A 20,520-nucleotide genomic window follows, 5' to 3' on the forward strand; every position below is an offset into this window, starting at 1 on the left:
TATTCACGGGAATATTCGACATTGTTAAAGAATGTTATAATGATCAATGTTTAATCTTGGCTTAGGAGAGAATAAATTGGATAAAATGATTTATGATGCGGTCAATACTTTAACCGGGAATGACACTTTATTAGGGATAACCATAACATGTTTTTTTATATTTACGATATGGTTAAGTCGACAAACCAAGACTATTTACGAGAATGAGAAAGAACTTAGGAAAACTCAAAGAGAACAAAGCTTACATATTTTTTCTGAAATCATAGAGCAGTACCATCTTATTGAATCAGGAGATACCATCGAAAAAGAAAAGGCTTTTTTGGCATTTATAGAAACAAAATTGCCTTTACTCGATTTCAAATCGTATATAAATATCAGAAATATTTTGGATGATGAGGAAAATTGCAAACCAAAAAGAATAAAAAAGGAGATTGTTAAGGCTACTAAACTGATAAAAATTCATGAAAATACACTTTACAGTGAGAGTATTTTAGAAACCTTCACTCGAATGTTTTCGATCTTAAAAGATTCATTTATACCTCCGATTATTTCTGTTATTGCAGTTTTGTATTTAACTTTAGCAACTGTGTTATCAGGTGATTTTTGGGGCGAAACAAAACTGGTAGCTGCAATCATTCTTGTATTATTACTCATTGCATGTTTTGATGATATTCTCGAAAAAAGACGGGTTTTAGTGAATAGAAAATCGGTTTTCATCTTGCTTTTTTCTGTCTACTTACCTTTGATATTATTATTTTCAATCCCCACGTCATATCATAGAGCTTTAGTTATTTCTTTTATTTACAGTATACTTGGTATATTGATTTTTATTGGAATAAATATATATAAAGAAATAAAATCACCTCAAAACAGGAATAGAACTTAAGCGTTCACTTTGATGTAGACAGCTTCAATCATTCACTTTCGCTCGGAATAAATTAATCATAAAATACCATCCGTGATCACGGATGGTATTTGTTCAGCCGTTCGACCTGAGCGATCGGTTCGGCAGCTTCCAGTTAAACATATAGGAGCATACTCTGCAGGCCACAAGCACGGCAAACAGCATATACAATGTGAGAGGCTTCTCCGCCCAGCCCATTCCGATCACCAATCCGCCTAAAGCGGCCCACACGGCGTAAATTTCCGTTTTCAGAACAAGCGGCTTGCGCCCGGCCAATAGATCCCTGATCATTCCGCCGCCGCTTCCCGTGAGAACCGCAGCAACGATCACCGCACTGACCGGATGGTTCATGTGTACGGCATATAACGCCCCTTGGATCGCAAACGCGGATAATCCGATCGCATCTGAAAAGCTTCCCCATATCTTCCAGTGCTTCAACAACAGCTTCGGAAACAAAAAGACAAACGTAATCGAAATAAGAGCGATTTGAAACAGGGCTCCCTGCTCCCAGAGAGCGGACACGGGGACTCCGATCAGCAGATTTCTGATCGCGCCGCCTCCGAAGGCGGTGACAATTCCCAAAATATAAACTCCTAAAATATCATACTCTTCTTCCATTGCGACGATCGCTCCGCTGATCGCAAAAGCGATCGTTCCGATGATGCTCAACGCTTCCCAAGCCATCTAAGGTGTCCTCCATACTCATCTTCAATCTTTTTGATTTTATAACTTCTCAATCATTTAAATCAACCCTGTGAAACAAAATGTCTTATAATAAAAAAACGACCTATTTTTGGAGAGCAAAAAACATGGAACAGGGAATCATCATCGAAAAAGCAAAAGTCTCCTAAGGCGAAGGATTTTGCAGCGGAAAAAGAGAAGCTCAGCCATGTCTGCGGAACATTGTTTCTCGCAATCGAACACATCGGCAGCACCGCTGTTCCCGGCCTTGCCGCAAAGCCGGTCCCTCGATATCATGGCCGGCGTCAAGCGCCTTGATGATGCTGAACGCTTGATTGAACCGCTGCAAAAGCTGGGCTATGAAATGTCATACACGAAGCATTTCCGGCAATGCGCTTTTTTCGAAAAGGAAAATGGCGGGCCGGCACACACCATCTGGATATTTATGTTTTTCAGAGCGAAGAGTGGAAAAATCAGCTGAAATTCCGAAATGAATGAAGAAAGGACCCAAGGACGAGGCGAGCCTATGAATCATTGAAAAAAGACTTGGCCCGCCGCTTTCCATATACCTCTTACACAAAGGGGAAAGAACCGTTCATTAGAGCGGTCATTGCAAAAGCAAAACATCAGGAATAAACGAAAGGAGCATGTTGCATGTTTAAAAAGACAAAACAAAAATTGATCACGATTGCGATTGCGTTCATCATGGCTGTCTTATTGTATTATTATGTGCAAATGACAAAGTAAATAAGACCGCAAAAACCGGTCTTATACGTCTAAAACCATTTTGACTGTTTTGAGGCTGTGTCCTGCAAAGTCTTCTTCATATTCGGAAATCTCCTCAAAACCTTTCGCTTTATAAAAATGTTTTCCGGTGCGGTTATCTTTCTCCACTTCTACAAAGATTTTGTTCACACCCTCCAAGCGCTTGATCCCCTCTTTAAGCAGTGCGGACCCAATGCCGTTTCCTTGGTATTCCGGATATAAATAAATGGCCGCGAGATACGCCTCCCCTCCTTCTTTGACAAAGGAGCAGTTGACGAAACCGACGATTTCCCCGCCCGCTTCTGCCACGAGAATCAAAGAGCGCTCCATACGCTCAAGCATTCTCTCATCGCTGTATGCGGACTGCAGAAATTCCTCTTGAACACTGCGGGGAATAATGCCATCATACGTATCATTCCAGCTCGTTTTTGCAACCTGCTGAACGGAAGCAATGTCTTCCATCTCCATTTTGCGTATGTCAAACTCCAACTCCATCACCCTTCCAAATCATTCAATAATTTCAAATATTATAACATTGATAACTGTAAAGAGGTAGATGGCATGAAAAAAAGAGCATTGCTTGACAATGCTCTTTTACTCCTCTTTCCCCTTCAAAAAACACATCAAAATAATGATCAAAATAAATGCGGTAAGGGCGAGAAACGGAATCGTGATGAAGCCGAACCAATTGATGTACTCCCCTGAACAAGGCACACCGGTCACACACGGCTTAATGCCGTTAAAGCCGGGTATCTTCTGCTCCAAATAGTGCATCAGGGAAATGCACCCGCCGATGATCGCCATCGGCAGCACATATTTTTTAACCTTGACATCACCTTGAAACGTGGCGATCCCGAGAATCAGCACCAGCGGATACATCATGATCCGCTGATACCAGCACAGTTCACAAGGAATGAATTGACGGATTTCGCTAAAGTACAGGCTGCCGAGGGTCGCGGTCAAAGCAACGATCCAGGCGCCGTACAGAAAGACTGCTTTATTTCTCATCCGAGTTGCCTTTCAGCTCTTTTTCGATCGCTTCTTTGATCTTGTCATAATCAAATGGTTTATCGATCTTTACACCGTTGACAAAGATGGTCGGCGTCGAGTCCACATTGTATTGGCTGATGAGCGACTCGTCCGTTCCCAGCTGTTCAGAGAACGTCTTATCATTCAAGCTTTTGACAAGCTTGTCACCCTTCACCTTTGTATGGGCTTCGGCAATGTCCGCCAATTTGGCCGGTGTCGCCCACTCATTTTCCATCGTATCGTTGTCCGGCTGCGCTTTGAATAAAGCTTCATGGAACGCCCAGAATGAATCAGGGTCTTCCTTCCATACCTGTTCAGAAGCGAGGGCGCTCAGCTCTGATCCTCTGCCGTGCTGCTCATTGACGAAATTAATATATGAAAAATTGATTTTTCCTTTGTCGATGTAATCTTTTTTCAAATCAGGAAATACCGATTCCGTCCATTGTTTGCAGCTCGGACACTTGTAATCTCCGAATTCGGTCACCGTCACGGCCGCGTTTTTGTCCCCTAGAATCGGCTGTCCTTCTGTTGACGGCTTTTCATCGTAGTTTTGTGAAGCGTTTTTTGTTTGATTGTTCAAAACGACGAGCGCTCCGATCAGAAAAACGACCACGACTGTCATGATCACTGCAAATTTCATCGGTGACTGCTGTTTCTTTTTCACTTAGACACCTCATTATTTCTTATTTTTGTACCATCAGTTTTATATCTTCTTCATTTTAACAAGACAAGCCGTGTTCGTGAAGATGCCAAAAAATGATTTTCCAGTTCTTTGGACGGAAAAAAAGTTACATTTCCTTGACTTTTAATACGCGCATCGCATTTAAAACAGCGAGAAGCGTGACACCGACATCTGAAAATACGGCTTCCCACATCGTCGCGATGCCGAACGCGCCCAAGAGAAGAAAAACGCCTTTAATGCCGAGCGCGAACATGATATTCTGCCAGACGATCCTTCTCGTCCGTTTGGCAATGCCGATCGCTTCAGCGATTTTTGACGGCTGATCCGTCATGATGACGATATCGGCGGCTTCAACAGCCGCATCAGAACCAAGGCCGCCCATCGCAATTCCGATATCCGCCCTCGCCAAGACCGGTGTATCATTGATTCCGTCTCCGGCGAAAAGCAGCTTTTCTTTCCGGAGCTTCCGCCCTTCAAGTTCTTCAATCCGGTCAACCTTATGCTGCGGAAGCAGCTCCGCATGCACTTCATCAATGGCAAGCACCTTCCCAACGGCTTCGCCGACCTCTTTTGCATCTCCCGTCAGCATCACCGTTTTCTTAACACCCGCTTTTTTCAAGGATGAAATCGCCTGCCGGGCATCTTCTTTTATATCGTCGGCAATCAAAATCGAACCGATAAACTCTCCGTCGGCCGCCACATATATCACCGTTCCGATGCCGTTTTTCTCCTGATAGCGAACATTTTCTTTCTCCATCAGTTTGGCGTTTCCGGCCAAAATGACCGTTCCGTTCACTTCCGCCTTCACCCCGTAGCCGGATATTTCATTGTAATCTTGAATGGCTTCGGCTGATACGGATTTCCCGTATGTGTCGCGGATCGATTCGGCGATCGGATGTGCGGAGTGATATTCGGCGAACGCCGCGTATTCAAGGAGCTTTTCCTCCGTTATGTCCTGATGGGCCGGTGTCAGTTTGACGACGGCAAATTCACCTTTTGTCAATGTGCCCGTTTTATCAAATACAGCATATTTGACATCATTGAGCGCTTCTAAATAATTGCTTCCTTTGACCAGAATGCCGGCTTTTGATGCCGCACCGATGCCTCCGAAAAAGCCTAACGGAATAGAGACAACAAGCGCGCATGGACAAGAAATGACCAAAAAGACAAGCGCTCTGTAAACCCAATCCGATAATAGAGCTCCCGGAACGATCAAAGGCGGCACAAATGCGAGAAGAAGGGCGACAATGACGACGAACGGCGTATAATACTTGGCAAACTTGCTGATAAAGTTCTCGGTTTTCGCTTTTCTTGCGCTCGCATTTTGAACCAAATCAAGAATTTTAGATACGGTCGATTCGCTGTATTCCTTGACGACTTCGACTTTGAGCACGCCGTTTTTATTGACAAAGCCGCTGAGCACCTCTTCCCCGGGCGCCGCTTCGCGCGGCACGGATTCCCCGGTTAGCGCAGAAGTATCAACCATCGACTTTCCTTCTAAAACCTTGCCGTCAAGAGGGATTTTTTCCCCCGGTTTAATGATGATCACATCGCCTGCTTTGACAATGTCCGGGGATACCTTGGCCGTCCCGTCCTCTGTTTGCAGATTGGCGTAGTCGGGGCGGATGTCCATCAAATCACTGATCGATTTTCGCGAGCGGTTGACAGCGGCTCCCTGAAACAGCTCGCCGATTTGGTAAAACAGCATAACGGCGACACCTTCCGGGTACTGCTTGATGATGAATGCGCCGATCGTCGCGATCGTCATTAAGAAATGCTCATCAAAAACCCGGCCGCGAAACATATTTTTAACCGCTCTTAACACGACGTCACCGCCGATGAGAAGATAAGCAAGGATAAAGAAGAGAAATTCAGGTGCACCGCCGGCAGAAAAAAGAAAGCCTGCCGCTCCGAGAACGGTTCCCGCGATCAGTCTTGCGATCGTTTTTTTCATGCGCTTTCCTGCGGTATGCGTTGAAGAAGAGGCGCCTTCCTTCAGTGCCACATGTACGTGCGGTTCAATGGCCGTCACTTTTTTCTCGATTTCCGAGGATATGTTTTGGCTTGTGTCTTTGTTGACCCTGACGGTCAGAGTGGTTGTGGCAAAATTGACCGAGCACGCATCAATTCCTTCCATGCCGGCGATTTCATTTTCAATTTTCTGCGCGCAGTTCCCGCAGTCAAGGCCGTTTAGCATGTATTCTTGCTTCACTTTGTCCATCTCTCTCACCTTTCTTTTAAGCGCCGTGACGGTTCATTTTATATATGAGCATATATGCATATATTATGTAACCTTATTATATGCTCGATCCGGAAAATGTGTCAATCGCTCTTTTGTATGAATCGGTCCCTTTTCTTGCCGGTAAAACGCAAATGGGCATATTGGAAACGCTGTCTCAATATACTTAGTTTAGCTATTAAACTAACAAGCTTTCATTCACAAGGAGTGAGCGTCTTTGAAAAAACGATGTCTGATGATGATCTGCCTCGCCTTTTTGTTCGTGTTTGCCTCCGGATGCAGCGGTGACGGTACAGATGGGCAGAATGCAAAAGAAGTCAAAGTATGGGATTATTTCACAGGCAAACAGCAGGAGCTTTACCATGAACTGGTCGATCAGTACAACCAATCACAGGACCGGTTTCAAGTGGTCACAGAATACATCCCTTTTAACGAAGTTAAAAAGCAGCTTTCCGTGGGGACAGCCGGAAATGCGCTGCCTGATGCGGTGTTTCTCGACAATGTCGACAATGCTTCATTTGCCGCAATGGGTGTTCTTGAGGATTTGACGGACAGAATTGAAAAATGGGGGCAGATCGATCAGTTTTATGAAGGACCTTTATCATCGGCCCGTTATCAAGAAAAGTATTACGGCATTCCGTTTGCAAGCAACGCACTGGCGTTGTTTTACAACAACGATCTGCTCCAGGAGGCCGGAGTGACGGGGCCGCCGAAAACGTGGGACGAATTGAAGGAAGCGGCCAAAAAAGCGAGCAAAGGCCAGACGAAGGGCTTTGCGATGTCGGCGGTCAAATCGGAGGAAGGCGCTTTTCAATTTTACCCGTTCCTCCTGTCTGCGGGTGCAGATTTTGACAGCCTCCAATCAAAGGAAGCCGAACATTCCCTGCAATTTTTAACCGATTTAGTTAAGGAAGGCGCGATGAGCAAAGAAGTGTTAAACGCCACACAGGATGATCTGGCCAGACAGTTTGCGGCGGGACAGCTCGCCATGATGATCAACGGCTCCTGGAATATTGAACGGTTAAAAGGAGCCGAACAACTGGATTACGGCATCACTTTTATCCCGAAAGATCAAAGATATGCATCTGCTCTCGGCGGAGAAAATCTCGCCGTTGTCAAAGGGAAAAATACCGAAGGTGCATGGGATTTTATCACCTGGCTCCTCGATCCCGGCCGGCTTGAAACGCTGACGGCGGAAACCGGCGTTTTTCCGCCGCGGAAAGATCTGCTCGAATCGTCGGATCATTGGAAAACGGATCAGAATCTAAAGTCGTTTATCCCGATCATGGATATCGCATCGGCGCGGGGGCCTTCCAAAGACTGGCCGCACATTTCCGAATCGCTGCAAATGGCTCTTCAGCAGGCTCTGAGTGAAAGCAAAACACCGAAGGAAGCGCTGGATGAGGCCGCACGGAAGGTCGAAACACTAAAATAAGGAGTTTGATCATGATCAAAGCGTTCGTCCGAAAATGGGAAGGGTATTTCTTTATTTTTCCGGCTGTCCTGTTTATGTTGGCCCTGATCGGCTATCCCTTGATCTACAATATTCTGCTCGGTTTTCAGAACCTGTCGCTTGCCAACTTCGCCTCCCAGGACGCCGGCTTTGTCGGGTTTGAAAATTACAAGCGGCTCGCTCAAGAAAACGTATTCTGGGTTTCTTTGAAAAACACGCTGCTTTACACCGTCGGAAGCGTTGTTTTTCAATTTGCGGCCGGTTTTTTGCTGGCCTTGTTTTTCAGCATGAAGTTCCGCCTCGCCCCGTTTCTCCGCGGGCTGATGATGGTAAGCTGGCTGATTCCGCTGACGGTTACGGCGCTTTTATTTAAATTTATGATGGCTTCGGGTGAAGGGGTTTTCAACCAGCTCCTGCTTTCATGGGGCATCATTGACCACCCCGTCCCATGGCTGTCAAACCCGAATGTTGCGATTTGGTCTGTCATCATCGCCAACATCTGGGTCGGCATCCCTTTCAATATGCTGCTCATATCCGCCGGCCTCGGTTCGCTTCCGGAAGATGTCTATGAAAGCGCCAGCCTTGACGGCGCAGGCCGTTTCCAGAAATTCATCCATATCACCCTGCCCTTATTGCGCCCGGTGATTACCGTCGTCATGATGCTCGGCTTTATTTACACCTTCAAAGTGTTCGACCTTGTCTTTGTGATGACGGGCGGCGGTCCGGTACAGTCGACCGAAGTCCTTTCAACCGTGAGCTACCGCTATTCTTTTAACGAGTTTCAGTTCAGTATGGGAGCTGCCAGCGCCAATGTCTTGTTTTTGATTCTCCTTTTGGTCAGTCTCGTCTATCTGCGGCTGATTAAAAAAGATGAGGTGATGTAGTCATGCCGCGACGAAAAGAATGGCTCCTCAACATCATCGGGATTTTCATCACGGCTGTGTTTCTCTTTCCCGTTTACTGGATGATCGTCACGGCCTTGAAAAGCGAAGCCGAATTGTTTAAGATGCCGCCTTCCTTGTGGCCTGAGACATTCCAGCTTTCCAATTTTCAAGCTGTTTTTAAAGAGGGTGTCACCGGACATTTCATGAACAGCGTGCTGATTTCGGGAGTTGCGGCCGCGATTGTTCTGCTTTTGGCCGTCCCTTCCGCCTACGGTTTGGCCCGCTTTCCAATCCGCGGCAGGAAATGGTTCATCCTGTTGTTTCTGGTGACGCAGATGCTGCCGGCGACCGTTATTTTGACGCCGCTGTTTATCGCGTTTAACAAGCTGCACATCCTCAACACGTACATCGGACCGATTTTGGCCGCCGCAACACTTGGCATCCCTTTCTCGGTTTTGATGCTCAGAACCTTTTTTCTCGGGATACCGAAGGAGCTTGAAGATGCCGCCAAAATTGACGGGTGCAGCCGTTTTACAGCGTTTGTCCGCATCATTTTGCCTGTTGCCATGCCGGGAATTGCCGTCAGCGGAGCGATTTCCTTCTTTTTCGCATGGGGCGATTTAATTTACAGCATGACATTCAACAGAAACCAGGAATTGTGGCCGCTTACGGCGGGCATCTACAATGTGATCAGCCAATACGGCATTCAGTGGAATCATCTGATGGCATTTGCCGTCATTTCGGTTGTTCCGGTCATCATCATGTTTGTCATGCTGCAAAAACATCTTGTCAAAGGGCTTGTCAGCGGTTCAATCAAGTAAAAAGAAAGGGTGCTTTACCATGAAATTTTCCGACGGCTACTGGCTGACCCGTGACGGGTATGAGATCAGCACGCCAAAAGAAGCTTACGACCACCGGATTGATGAACATTCATTAACGGTTTACGGACCCGTCAAAGCGATTCAAAAAAGAGGAGACACGCTGGATACCCGCATGCTCACCGTCAGGTTTTCAAGCCCGTTTAGGGATGTGATCCGCGTGCAGGTTTTTCATTATAAAGGAAGGTCGCCAAAACAACCGGAATTTAAGCTGCAAATGACAGACACGAAGCCTCTCGTTTCAAATACGGACAATGAATTGACGCTGAAAAGCGGCCGCTTAAGCGTCACCGTAAATCAACAAGATTGGCGCTATCAATTTTCGCGGGACGGACAGAAGCTCACAGGCAGCGAGCCGAACAGCCTCGCCTACATCGCGGGCGATGACGGACGCACCTTTATCAGGGAACAGCTCGATATCGGCGTCGGTGAAATGATCTACGGCCTCGGGGAGCGCTTTACGGCATTTGTGAAAAACGGCCAGAGCGTTGATATCTGGAACAAGGACGGGGGCACAAGCACTGAACAGGCCTATAAAAATGTCCCGTTTTACTTGTCGAACAAAGGGTACGGCGTCTTTGTCAATCATCCTGAACTCGTCTCTTATGAAATCGGTTCTGAAGTCGTTTCAAAAGCGCAATTTTCGGTTGAAGGCGAATCGCTTGATTATTTCATTATCAGCGGATCAGAACCAAAAGAAGTGCTTAAGAATTACACCCGTCTGACAGGAAAACCGGCTCTTCCGCCGCCATGGTCGTTTGGACTGTGGCTGTCGACATCTTTTACAACCGATTATTCGGAAGAGACGGTCAACCGCTTTATCGACGGCATGAAGGAGCGGGATATTCCGCTCAGCGTCTTCCACTTTGACTGTTTTTGGATGAAAGAATTCGAATGGTGCAATTTTGAATGGGATGAGCGCTTTTTTCAAAATCCGCAGGAAATGCTCGGCCGCTTGAAAGACAAAGGGCTTAAAATCTGCGTCTGGATCAACCCTTACATCGCTCAAAAATCAAAGCTTTTTGAAGAAGGCAAAGAAAACGGTTATTTTCTAATGAACGCCCGGGGCGATGTCTGGCAGTGGGATCGCTGGCAGGCGGGAATGGCGATCGTCGACTTTACCAACCCGAAAGCGCGCGATTGGTACTGTTCAAAGCTTGAAAGACTGCTGGATATGGGAGTCGACTGCTTTAAGACGGATTTCGGCGAAAGAATTCCAGCGGATGCGGTCTATTTTGACGGGTCAGACCCTGAGAAAATGCATAATTATTATTCATTTTTATATAACAAAACCGTGTTTGACCTGCTGAAGGAAAAACGCGGTGAACAGGAAGCCGTCGTCTTCGCCCGTTCGGCGACTGCCGGCTGTCAGCAGTTTCCCGTTCACTGGGGCGGAGATTGTTTTGCCAGCTATGATTCAATGGCGGAAAGCCTGCGCGGCGGCCTGTCCCTCTCCCTTTCCGGCTTTGGGTTTTGGAGCCATGACATCGGCGGCTTTGAAAGCACGGCGACTGCCGACTTGTATAAACGCTGGACGGCATTTGGACTTTTATCGACGCACAGCCGCCTCCATGGCAGCGAATCGTACAGGGTGCCGTGGCTGTTTGACGAAGAAGCGTCAGATGTGATGCGGTATTTTGTCAAATTGAAGCACAGACTGATGCCTTATCTGTATGCCGCCGCATATGAAGCGCACACAGAAGGCGTCCCGCTGATGCGGGCGATGCTGCTCGAATTCCCTCTAGACAGAACTTGCGACTTTCTTGACAGACAATATATGCTGGGGGATGCTTTGCTTGTCGCGCCGATTTTTCGGGAAGACGGCGCTGTCAGCTACTATCTGCCGAAAGGAACGTGGACACACCTTTTAACAGGAGAAGACACCGAAGGCGGAGAGTGGAAGGAAGAGCAATACGGCTATATGGGGCTTCCCCTCTTCGTCAGGGAAAACACGCTGCTGCCGCTCGGCTGTGAAGCAGACCGTCCTGATTACGACTACCTCGATGATGTTTCGTTTTGCCTCTACCATTTGAAAGACGGATGCACAGCTGAACGGACGATATATAACGAAAGATGCGAAGTGATGACGATCAAGGCTTTTCGAAAGCAAAACACCATTACGGTTCAAGCTCAAGGCACCCAAAAGAAATGGAGGCTTTTGATCCGCGGTCATTCCCCCGTCAGCACAGTGATAAACGGATCATTGGAGGCCCTTCAGGAAGGAAGTGCGATTCGGCCGAAAGAAGCGGATCGCGATGTTGTGATTTTTTTCTAAAAGGAGTGAAAGACATGCTGAAGATCACCCGGATCCTCCTCTTGTCTTTGTTGTGCGCCTTCCTTGCCGCCGGTTTCAGTCTGCCGCAGCCGGCGGCAGGCAAGGCCCCGAGATACGATTTCCCGTTTCAAAATCCCAAGCTTCCCGTTAAGAAAAGAGTCAGTGACTTGATCTCCCATCTGACGCTCGCTGAAAAAGTGTCGCTGATGCATCAGTATCAGCCGGCCATTCCCCGCCTCGGCATTCCTGCTTTCAAGACGGGTACCGAAGCGCTTCACGGTGTTGCCTGGCTCGGGGAAGCGACCGTTTTTCCCCAAGCCGTCGGGCTCGCCCACACTTGGGACCGCGCCTTGATCAAGGAGGTCGGCTCAGCGGTCGGTGACGAGGTCCGCGGTTTTCATCATCTTGATCCGGCGGCAAACGGCGTCAATGTCTGGGCTCCCGTCGTCGATTTGCTCCGCGATCCAAGATGGGGCAGAAATGAAGAAGGCTATTCTGAAGACCCTTTTTTAACAGGAGAAATGTCAACCGCTTATGCGGCAGGGTTAAGGGGAGATGACCCCTTCTATTTGAAAACGATTCCAACTTTAAAACACTTTCTCGGATACAATACGGAAACGAACCGGGGCTTCAGTTCAGCGAGCATTGACCCGAGGAATATGCAGGAATATTATTTGAAGCCGTTTGAATCGGCCATTACCGAAAAAGCGGCGTTCGGCCTGATGCCCGCTTACCATTCCATCAACGACAAGCCCGCGATTTTGAGCCCGCTCCTTCAAAGCACTGTCAAACAAAAATGGGCCGGGGACGATTTCTTTATCGTAAGCGATGCTTATGATCCGTCAGGGATTGTCAATGACCACCATTACTACGACAACCATGAAGAAGCACATGCCCACGCTGTCAAAGCAGGCGTTGACAGCTTCACAGATCAGGATCAAAATCCCGAGCTGACAAAGAACGCCATCACGGGAGCGTTAAAAAAAGGGCTAATTTCCGAAAAAGACCTGGATCAGGCATTGGCAAACGTATTCAGCCTCCGCTTTCGCACAGGCGAATTTGACCCCGATGAACGCAATCCGTACAGCCGCCTGACTGATGACGTCATCAACAGTCCAAAGCACCAAAGGCTTGCGAAAGAAGCCGCGCAAAAATCAATCGTTTTATTAAAAAACAGCAAACAGCTTCTCCCCTTCAATAAGCGGAAAAAAGAACAGATTGCAGTCATCGGCCACCTCGGGAATACGCTTTATGAAGATTGGTACAGCGGTACGATGCCTTATCAAATCACCCCGCTTGACGGAATCAAAGACAAAATCGGCGAAGAGCGTGTCTCTTTTGCAGAAGGCCTCGAACATGCCGGATTCAAATCCATACTGACCGGAAAATATGTAACGGCCGGGCGCGGCGGCAAACAGCCGCTAGCAGCCGCAGCGGAGAAGCTTGAGCACAATGAGACATTCGACTTGGCCGACTGGGGAGGCGATGTATACACACTGCGCGCCCAAGCGAATCGCCGCTATGTCTCGCTTCAAGACGACGGTCGTTTAATCGCCAATCAAAAACAGCCGAACGGCTGGACGGTTCGCGAAACCTTTCAGTTCGAAAAGCTGTCTGACGGAACGTTCGCTATCAAAAACAAAGCCAACGGCAAATACATCTCCGCCGCAACAGACGGCACCTTAACGGCCTCCGCGGAAAAACCGGCTTCAGCGGCAGAAAGGTTTGCAAAAACCATCGTCAAAAACGGAATAGATGAAGCCGTCCAATTGGCGAAATCGGCTGACAAAGCGATCGTTTTCGTCGGAAACAACCCTTACATCAACGGCCGGGAAACCGAAGACAGAGAGGATATCAAGCTTCCTTTCGCCCAGGAAGAGCTGATCAAAGCCGTCCATCAAGCCAATCCGAACACAGTGCTAGCCGTCATCAGCAGCTATCCGTTCGCACTGAATTGGGCCGACAGACACATCCCCGCGATTTTGTATACCTCCCACGGGGGACAGGAAGCGGGAAGCGCTCTGAGCGACATCCTCTTCGGTGATAAAAATCCCGGGGGACGGTTAACACAAACGTGGTACACATCTGCCAGGGACCTCCCTGATATGACGGACTACGACATCATCAAAGGAAAGAGAACGTACAAATATTTTGACGGCGATCCCCTGTATTCGTTCGGACACGGTTTATCATACACATCATTCCGCTATTCAAGCTTATCCGTTTCCTCAAACACCTTAAAAAAACGGGGAGCCGTCACGGTTCAAGTCAAGATCACCAATACGGGAAACAAAACAGGTGATGAAGTCGTCCAGCTCTATACCTCCCCCCGGTTTAAAACACGGGTTAAGCAGGCAAAACAAGATTTAAAAGACTTCAAGCGGATCACGCTTTCTCCGCAGGAAACGAAGACCGTGTCTTTCAAGCTGAAGCAAACAGACCTTGCCTTTTGGGATGTGACAAGAGAAAAGTTTGCCGTTGAAAAAGGCCCTTACCGAATCGCCGTCGGCAGCTCATCAACAGATATCCGCCGGACAAAGCCGATCCTTGTTGACGGAGAAACAATTCCGAAGCGGAACCCGGCGCAAAAAACAAAAGCCGAAAACTATGACGACTACAAAGGCGTACAGATCACCGAAGAGTCCAAATCAGGCGGTGATGCGGTCAAAAATGACGAAAACGGCGCATGGATCTCCTATAAAGATGTCCGCTTCAAAGGTGAAAAGCATTTGAAAATCAGAGCCGCAAGCAGCGGAGGCGGAGAAGTCGGCATCTACCTTGGGCATCCGGGAAAAGGCAAAAAAATCGGTTCTTTAAAGATCCCTGACACATCGGGACTGCAAAACTGGAAAACACTCGAAACACCCGTCAAAAGAACAGTAGGAACACACCATATTTATTTCGTTTTCCAAGGAAGCATTTCGATCGATACCTTTCAATTTCAACGCTGACAAAATAAAAAAGGCCATGCAGAGGATTCTGCATGGCTTTCGTCATTTTTTGTGTATTTTCACGCTTTACATTTTGGGAGATATGTATTAGAATTCTAGAAAAGTTGCATTAGGTAAAAAAAATAGCCTAAGGTAATAAAAAGTTACTAAGATAAAAATATTGTATTTAGGTCAAATTTGATATAGACATAGAAAGGGGTTAATGAACACTATGAAACCCGCAATCACTGTAAAAGATTTATATGTTTCATACCATGGCACTGAAGCGCTCCACAATATCACTTTCTCAATCAGCCAGGGCAGAATGGCCGGTATAATCGGACCGAACGGCGCCGGAAAATCAACGCTATTAAAAGCCGTACTGGAGCTGATTCCGAAGGATAAAGGCGACATCCGCCTGCTGGGAAAACCGCTTAAAGACGTTCGCAAAAAAATCGCCTATGTCCCTCAGCGGAATGACATGGATTGGACGTTTCCCATCAATGTGCTCGATACGGTTCTGCTTGGAACATACCCTGAACTCGGTGTTCTCCGCCGCCCGAAAAAGCGCCATAAAGACTTGGCATACCACTGCCTGGAAAAAGTCGGGATGGCGTCATTTGCCAAGCGTCAGATCGGCGAACTGTCGGGCGGACAGCAGCAGCGCGTTTTCCTCGCGCGGGCCCTCGCCCAAAATGCGGAGCTGTTTTGCCTTGATGAACCATTCGTCGGCATTGATGTCACAAGCGAAGACATGATTATCGCCATCTTAAAGGAACTGCGTGACGAAGGAAAAACCGTCCTTGTCGTCCATCACGATTTAAGCAAGGCGGACAGCTATTTCAACGAATTAATTTTGCTGAACAAAAAGCTGATTCAAACAGGCCCTGTCACCGACATTCTCAAGCCCGAGGTCATGATGAAAGCTTATGAATCGCAGCTTCCGTTTCTGCAAACAGAAAGGGGGGCCATCTGATGGAATTTATCAGCGGCTTGATGGACTACACCTTTCTGCAAAAATCGCTGTTCACTTCGATGATGGTGGGGATCATCTGCGGTGTGATCGGCTGCTTTATTATCTTACGGGGGATGGCGCTGATGGGTGACGCCATTTCCCACGCCGTCCTCCCAGGTGTCGCCATCTCGTATATGCTCGGCGTCAATTTCTTTTTCGGAGCCGTCTTTACAGGGGTTCTGACGGCACTTGGAATCGGCTATGTCAGCCAAAACAGCAGGATTAAAAACGACTCGGCCATCGGCATCGTCTTTACGGCGTTTTTCGCCATCGGCATTATCTTGATCACACTTGTGAAAAGCTCAAGCGACCTGTACCACATTTTGTTCGGCAACGTCCTGGCCGTCCGTTCATCAGACATGTGGACCACGCTCGTCATCGGCATCATCATTCTCACAGCGGTCTTTTTATTTTATAAAGAACTGCTCATCACGTCTTTCGATCCGACGATGGCTGCCGTCTACGGGTTGCCGAACCGGCTGATCCACTACTTTTTAATGACGCTTTTAACACTGGTCACCGTCGCGTCTCTCCAGACCGTCGGCATTATTCTCGTCGTCGCGATGCTGATCACACCGGCCGCCACCGCTTATTTATTAACGGACCGGCTTTGGGTGATGATCTATATGGCCGCATTCTTCGGCGCATTGTCAGCCGTCATCGGTCTCGGTTTAAGCTACACGTACAACCTCTCATCAGGAGCGGCGATCGTACTGGTGGCCACCATTCTCTTCGGTCTTGCCTTTACGTTTTCACCAAAACAGGGCGTGCTGTGGAGATCTTTGAAGTCAAGAAGAAAAAGGGCAGAGCTTCAACATTAATCGAACATAAAGGGGGAAAACAATTCATGAAAACCTTGCGAACATTTGCGATTTTGGCGGCTGTGGTCATGCTTTTTGCCGCCGGCTGCTCATCGAAGGAAAGCAGCGGTGAAAACGGAAAATTGAAAGTCGTCACCACCTACTCCATTCTCTATGACATCGTCAAACATGTCGGCGGTGACCACATTGATGTCTACAGCATTGTACCGGTCGGCACAGATCCGCACGAATACGATCCGCTTCCAAAAGACGTCCAAAAAACGACGGATGCCGATATCGTCTTTTATAACGGACTGAACCTGGAAACGGGCAACGGCTGGTTCAACAAGCTGCTTGAAACGGCTGAAAAAGCGGGCGATGACGCCCCAGTCTACAAGCTGAGCGAAGGGGTCAAAGCAAAGCACCTCACCTCTAAAGGAAAAGAAACGGAAGAAGACCCGCATGCCTGGCTCGATATTGAAAACGGGATTCGATATGCCGAAAATGCCAGAGACGCGCTGATCAAAAACGATCCTGATCATAAAGAAGACTATGAAAAAAACGCGAAAACCTATATCGAAAAACTGCAAAAGCTCCATGACGATGCCGTCAACCGCTTCAAAGACATCCCGAAAGAACGCCGCATCCTCGTGACAAGCGAAGGCGCTTTTAAATATTTCGCTTCGGCCTACGGTGTCGACGCCAATTATATTTGGGAGATTAATACCGAAAATGAAGGGACACCGGGCCAGATGAAAAGAATCGTCGACACGGTGAAGAAAAGGGACGTTCCGGCGTTATTTGTTGAGACAAGCGTTGACCCGCGAAGCATGGAAAGCTTGTCCGCGGAAACCGGCGTGCCGATCAAAGGAAAAGTCTTCACAGACTCCATCGGAAAACCGGGGGAAGCCGGAGATTCATATTATGATATGATGAAAGAAAACCTCGACCGGATCCATCAAGGGCTCGCCGAATAAACTTGCGCTGCTGTACATCAAGTACAGCAGTTTTTTATGCTTGTTTCCATCTCTTTCAGAGCCCGCCCCACGATCTTGCCAGGCTTGCCCCTCAAAAATAGCGTATCCTGATTTTTTCTTCATCCTCTCTCGCAAACCGATACAATAGAACTATAAAAGGAGGTTTTCAGATGAAAGGCGGCCTGTTTCAAATGACTTCTGACATATATCAGACGCTCAGCGATTCTGAACGGCATTTTCCAATCAGCTGCGGCGCTATGTAAAGGAGCATCCCGATGCAAACGACCCGAGAAAACCAAAGAAGAGATGAAAAAATCGCAGAAGAAAAAATTCTGATGTGCATGAGTGATGGCAAATATTAAATCACAAAAAACCGGACGCCTTCCTGATTTGCAGGCGTCCGGTTCAACATCCAGATGTCATTTCATTTCTGATTGATGGCTCGAATGTTCTGCGGGAGCGGAATTCTGGCTGAAGAAGATGGTGTATACGCCGATGACGATGCCGACGTATACAATCGCTGAAACCGCCCAGATGAGCACTCTTTTATTGTTCACGACGGGTTCCTCCATTCCAGTTTCACCTTTTGCAGCCTGAGCGCATTCAGCACGACCGACACTGAACTGAAGGCCATCGCCGCTCCGGCGATCCACGGCGCCAAAAGCCCCAAAGCGGCAAACGGAATGCCGACACTATTGTAAGCAAACGCCCAGAAAAGGTTTTGTTTAATATTTCTGATCGTCAGCCTGCTCATGCCGATCGCGTCCGCAATGCTGTTCAAATCGCCGCGGATCAAGGTAATATCGGCTGCTTCCATGGCGACGTCTGCTCCGGTTCCGATCGCCATTCCGGTGTCGGCCGCCGCCAGTGCCGGAGCATCATTGATTCCATCGCCAACCATGGCGACTTTTTTGCCTTCCGCCTGGATCTTTTTCACCTGATCTGCTTTTCCTTCCGGGAGAACTTCGGCAATCACATGCTCAATCCCCGCTTCAGCCGCAATCGCCTCAGCCGTCTTCCGGTTGTCGCCGGTCATCATCACGACCTCCAGCCCCATGTTTTTCAGCCTTTCGACAGCCGCTTTTGACGTATCTTTGATCGTATCAGCCACGGCAATCAGCCCGGCATAGCGTCCGTCAACAGCGACAAGCATCGCCGTCTTTCCTTGGCTTTCAAGCTTTTCCATCTCGGTGCTTGCTTCATGAATGTCAATATCATGCCGCTCCATGAGGCGTCTTGTACCGATCAAAATCGGTTGGCCGCCGGCAACCGCCTCAATACCGTATCCGGGTATCGCTTCAAAGCTTTCAGGACCTGTCAGCTCAATCCCTTTTTCGCTGATTCCTTCAACAATCGCTTCGGCAAGAGGATGCTCGGAGTTTTTTTCCGCCGAACCGGCCAGTTTGAGAAATTGTGCTTCCTCAATCCACGGTGCCGGACGGACATCGGTCAGCTGCGGCTTTCCATTTGTTACGGTTCCTGTTTTATCGAGCACGATCGTCTCCAAACGGTGGGCCGTCTCCAAATGTTCGCCGCCTTTAAATAAAATGCCGTATTCAGCGGCGCGGCCGGACCCCGCCATAATCGAAGTCGGCGTCGCCAGCCCGAGCGCACAAGGACACGCGATTACAAGCACCGCGATCAATTTTTCCAGCGCTGTCCCGAATTCTCCGGGGCTCACCAAAAGGTACCAAACGATAAACGTCACAATGGCGATCGCCACAACGATCGGCACGAATACTCCTGAAATCCGGTCGGCCAGGCGCTGAATCGGCGCTTTTGATCCTTGCGCCTCTTCCACCACTTTAATAATTTGCGCTAAAGCGGTATCTTTGCCGACTTTTTCGGCTTTGACTTTGATAAATCCGTTTTTATTGATGGTGGCGCCAATCACCGTGTCTCCAACCGTTTTGTCAACAGGGATGCTTTCACCGGTAATCATCGATTCATCCAAGGCTGAACGTCCTTCGACGATTTCTCCGTCGGCGGGAACTTTTTCCCCCGGTTTGACATGCATGATATCACCGGCTAAAACCTCTTCAATCGGCACCGTGATTTCCGCGCCGTTTCTGACAACGGTCGCCGTTTTCGCCTGCAGCCCCATCAGCTTTTTGATCGCTTCTGATGAGCGGCCTTTCGCTTTCGCTTCAAACAGCTTTCCTAAAATAATCAGTGTCAGAAGAATGGCGCTCGTTTCATAGTAGAGGCCTTCGGCGTGATGGCCGCGTCCTAGACTTTCAATACTTAAATAAAAGCTGTAGAAATAAGCGGCCGACGTCCCCAGCGCAACCAGCACATCCATGTTTGCGCTTTTGTTGCGGAGCGCTTTATAGGCCCCGATATAAAACTGCCTGCCGACGATAAACTGCACCGGTGTAGCCAAAGCGAACTGCACCCATGGATCCATGAACATGTCCGGCAGCCAGATAAAAGCCGTGAATTTGAAATGGCTGACCATTGCCCAAAGGAGAGGAAAAGACAAGATCACGGAAAAAATCAATTTGCCTGTTTGATTTTCAATGTCTTTTTCTCTTTGCTCGGCCGAGCTGTCCCGGGTGCGGTCCTTTTTCAACTCCAGCTTGTAGCCGAGCTTTTGTGCAGCTTCTTCCATATCTTCCGGAGAAACCGCGCCGGGATGGTATTCGACTGCAGCCGTTTCAAGCGCGAAATTTACGGCGGCGCTTTTGACGCCAGGCAGTTTGTTGAGGCGCTTTTCGATCCGGTTTGCACAAGCCGCACATGACATGCCCGAGATGGAAAATTCGGCTTTTTCGACAGCTACTTGATAACCGAGCGACTCCACCTTTTCAGCCAGCTGTCCGACATCGACTTGAGCGGGATCATAGACGACTTTGGATTTTTCCAAAGCTAAATTCACATTTGCGTCTTCAACTCCGTCAAGCCGTTTCAGCCCTTTTTCAATCCGCGCTGCACATGCTGCACACGTCATGCCGGATATTTGCAGTGTGGCCTCCTTTTGTCCATCCATGTTTATCACTCCTTATATA

At 48.2% G+C, this 20,520-nt stretch carries 18 protein-coding genes and 1 pseudogene; 12 read left to right on the forward strand and 7 right to left on the reverse strand.

Annotated features, from left to right (window positions below):
- Positions 1-76: 76 nt before the first annotated feature.
- Entirely contained in the window at positions 77-886 is an 810-nt protein-coding gene (locus tag ACINLD_RS14865) for a hypothetical protein (RefSeq protein ID WP_026588755.1), read from the forward strand.
- A 93-nt stretch (positions 887-979) separates the two neighbouring features.
- Here ACINLD_RS14865 and ACINLD_RS14870 read toward each other — a convergent pair whose 3' ends face one another.
- Positions 980-1,588, reverse strand: coding sequence for a trimeric intracellular cation channel family protein (locus ACINLD_RS14870; protein ID WP_026588756.1), 609 nt, complete (start codon positions 1,586-1,588; stop codon positions 980-982).
- Between the two features lie 90 nt (positions 1,589-1,678).
- Here ACINLD_RS14870 and ACINLD_RS14875 point away from each other — a divergent pair, with 90 nt between their 5' ends.
- From ACINLD_RS14875 to ACINLD_RS14885, 3 genes and pseudogenes are all read left to right on the forward strand, one after another.
- Positions 1,679-1,903 carry a GrpB family protein gene (locus ACINLD_RS14875; protein WP_409444446.1) on the forward strand — a complete coding sequence of 75 codons (225 nt, stop codon included), beginning with the start codon at positions 1,679-1,681 and terminating at the stop codon, positions 1,901-1,903.
- Positions 1,794-2,066, forward strand: coding sequence for a hypothetical protein (locus ACINLD_RS14880; RefSeq protein ID WP_051290434.1), 273 nt, complete (start codon positions 1,794-1,796; stop codon positions 2,064-2,066). The genes ACINLD_RS14875 and ACINLD_RS14880 overlap by 110 nt, the downstream gene beginning before the upstream one ends.
- A gap of 29 nt (positions 2,067-2,095) precedes the next feature.
- Positions 2,096-2,221, forward strand: a pseudogene (locus ACINLD_RS14885) (hypothetical protein); the annotation flags it as partial.
- Between the two features lie 132 nt (positions 2,222-2,353).
- Here the strand turns inward: ACINLD_RS14885 and ACINLD_RS14890 are convergent.
- From ACINLD_RS14890 to ACINLD_RS14905, 4 genes are all read right to left on the reverse strand, one after another.
- Positions 2,354-2,839: a GNAT family N-acetyltransferase gene (locus ACINLD_RS14890; protein ID WP_026588757.1), complete on the reverse strand. Its 486-nt coding sequence runs from the start codon at positions 2,837-2,839 to the stop codon at positions 2,354-2,356.
- A gap of 105 nt (positions 2,840-2,944) precedes the next feature.
- Complete coding sequence (locus ACINLD_RS14895; protein ID WP_026588758.1) at positions 2,945-3,358, reverse strand: disulfide oxidoreductase; 414 nt, start codon at positions 3,356-3,358, stop codon at positions 2,945-2,947.
- Positions 3,348-4,043 (reverse strand): DsbA family protein, encoded by a 696-nt coding sequence (locus ACINLD_RS14900; RefSeq protein ID WP_026588759.1) that lies wholly within the window; start codon positions 4,041-4,043, stop codon positions 3,348-3,350. The genes ACINLD_RS14895 and ACINLD_RS14900 overlap by 11 nt, the downstream gene beginning before the upstream one ends.
- A 124-nt stretch (positions 4,044-4,167) precedes the next feature.
- Positions 4,168-6,282 (reverse strand): heavy metal translocating P-type ATPase, encoded by a 2,115-nt coding sequence (locus ACINLD_RS14905; RefSeq protein ID WP_409444270.1) that lies wholly within the window; start codon positions 6,280-6,282, stop codon positions 4,168-4,170.
- Positions 6,283-6,517: 235 nt separating this feature from the next.
- Between ACINLD_RS14905 and ACINLD_RS14910 the strand changes: the two genes are divergently transcribed.
- From ACINLD_RS14910 to ACINLD_RS14945, 8 genes are all read left to right on the forward strand, one after another.
- Positions 6,518-7,735, forward strand: a complete 1,218-nt coding sequence (locus ACINLD_RS14910; RefSeq protein ID WP_026588761.1) for an ABC transporter substrate-binding protein — start codon at positions 6,518-6,520, stop codon at positions 7,733-7,735.
- An 11-nt stretch (positions 7,736-7,746) separates the two neighbouring features.
- On the forward strand, positions 7,747-8,637 hold the full coding sequence (locus ACINLD_RS14915; protein WP_077735580.1) for a carbohydrate ABC transporter permease: 891 nt from the start codon (positions 7,747-7,749) through the stop codon (positions 8,635-8,637).
- 2 nt (positions 8,638-8,639) lie between these two features.
- The gene (locus ACINLD_RS14920) at positions 8,640-9,458 is read left to right on the forward strand and encodes a carbohydrate ABC transporter permease (RefSeq protein WP_026588763.1); all 819 of its coding nucleotides are present in this window, start codon (positions 8,640-8,642) and stop codon (positions 9,456-9,458) included.
- A gap of 19 nt (positions 9,459-9,477) precedes the next feature.
- A complete protein-coding gene (yicI, locus tag ACINLD_RS14925; RefSeq protein ID WP_077735581.1) occupies positions 9,478-11,790 on the forward strand; it encodes an alpha-xylosidase in 2,313 nt (770 codons plus the stop codon).
- Between the two features lie 14 nt (positions 11,791-11,804).
- Complete coding sequence (locus ACINLD_RS14930; RefSeq protein WP_077735582.1) at positions 11,805-14,741, forward strand: glycoside hydrolase family 3 C-terminal domain-containing protein; 2,937 nt, start codon at positions 11,805-11,807, stop codon at positions 14,739-14,741.
- Positions 14,742-14,952: 211 nt separating this feature from the next.
- Positions 14,953-15,696 (forward strand): metal ABC transporter ATP-binding protein, encoded by a 744-nt coding sequence (locus ACINLD_RS14935; RefSeq protein ID WP_026588766.1) that lies wholly within the window; start codon positions 14,953-14,955, stop codon positions 15,694-15,696.
- Positions 15,696-16,556 carry a metal ABC transporter permease gene (locus ACINLD_RS14940; protein ID WP_026588767.1) on the forward strand — a complete coding sequence of 287 codons (861 nt, stop codon included), beginning with the start codon at positions 15,696-15,698 and terminating at the stop codon, positions 16,554-16,556. Before ACINLD_RS14935 ends, ACINLD_RS14940 begins: the two co-directional genes overlap by 1 nt.
- Positions 16,557-16,582: 26 nt before the next feature.
- Positions 16,583-17,512, forward strand: a complete 930-nt coding sequence (locus ACINLD_RS14945) for a metal ABC transporter substrate-binding protein (protein ID WP_077735583.1) — start codon at positions 16,583-16,585, stop codon at positions 17,510-17,512.
- Positions 17,513-17,931: 419 nt separating this feature from the next.
- Here ACINLD_RS14945 and ACINLD_RS14950 read toward each other — a convergent pair whose 3' ends face one another.
- Complete coding sequence (locus ACINLD_RS14950; protein ID WP_179115647.1) at positions 17,932-18,069, reverse strand: hypothetical protein; 138 nt, start codon at positions 18,067-18,069, stop codon at positions 17,932-17,934.
- Entirely contained in the window at positions 18,066-20,501 is a 2,436-nt protein-coding gene (locus ACINLD_RS14955) for a heavy metal translocating P-type ATPase (protein ID WP_410207052.1), read from the reverse strand. The genes ACINLD_RS14950 and ACINLD_RS14955 overlap by 4 nt, the downstream gene beginning before the upstream one ends.
- Between the last annotated feature and the right edge of the window lie 19 nt (positions 20,502-20,520).

Source organism: Bacillus sp. z60-11, assembly GCF_046464135.1.
Lineage (GTDB): Bacteria > Bacillota > Bacilli > Bacillales > Bacillaceae > Bacillus > Bacillus sonorensis_A.